This window comes from Mycobacterium sp. E796 (genome assembly GCF_001672815.1).
Taxonomy (GTDB): domain Bacteria; phylum Actinomycetota; class Actinomycetes; order Mycobacteriales; family Mycobacteriaceae; genus Mycobacterium.
The window spans coordinates 1-679 of sequence record NZ_LZKK01000076.1 but is presented as its reverse complement, the minus strand read 5'-3'; the positions used below and the strand labels follow the sequence as shown (position 1 = coordinate 679).

The 679-nt window shown below is 67.0% G+C and carries 1 protein-coding gene; it reads right to left on the bottom strand.

The genetic code is table 11. The features are described from left to right. The coding region (locus A5706_RS06690) for an ABC transporter substrate-binding protein (RefSeq protein WP_068128427.1) at window positions 1-638 on the bottom strand (638 nt) is incomplete at its 3' end. Window positions 639-679: the final 41 nt, after the last annotated feature.

Below are 679 nucleotides of genomic sequence, written 5' to 3'. Positions count from 1 at the left end.
CGCACGGTCACCGCGCCGCCGCCGTCGTTGATCGCGACGAAGTTGCCCGGGGCGATGTTGAGTCCGTACTTCTGTCGCAGGCCCGGCAGCCCGGACGGGCGCGTCTCGAACGCCGAGGGCGCCCCGAAACGCACGTCCGGCGAATGCGCCGCCAGATCGCCGATCGTCTTCAGGTTCCAGTTGCCGGCCGCACCGCTGGTGACCGTGACCGTGTCGGTGTCCGAGGCCGGCGACGGCGTCAGGACGGACAGGTCACCGGGCAGCTTCTTGTACAGCTCCAGCTCGACGTTGTCCAGCATGGTCGCGGTGGAGTCGGGCGCGAAGTACAACAGCAGGTTGCCGATGTATTCGGGCACCAAGTCGATGGAATGATCCTTCAGCGCAGGAACATACGTCTCCCTGCTACCGATCCCCATCCGCCGCCCGATCTCGAACCCGTTGGCCTCCAACGCTTCCGCGTAGATCTCGGCAACGATCTCCGACTCCGGAAAGTCGCCGGAGCCGACCACGATGGATTTCGGGCTGCGTATCTGCGTCCCCAGCGGATCGGAGTTGCTGCACGCGGCGATCAGGCATACCGTCGTCAGCCACGCTGCCGCACGGACGGTCCCGCGGCGCACGCGCAGCCGCATCCTCATACCGCCGACACTAACGGCAGAACGGCTGCGGCGCGGCAGGC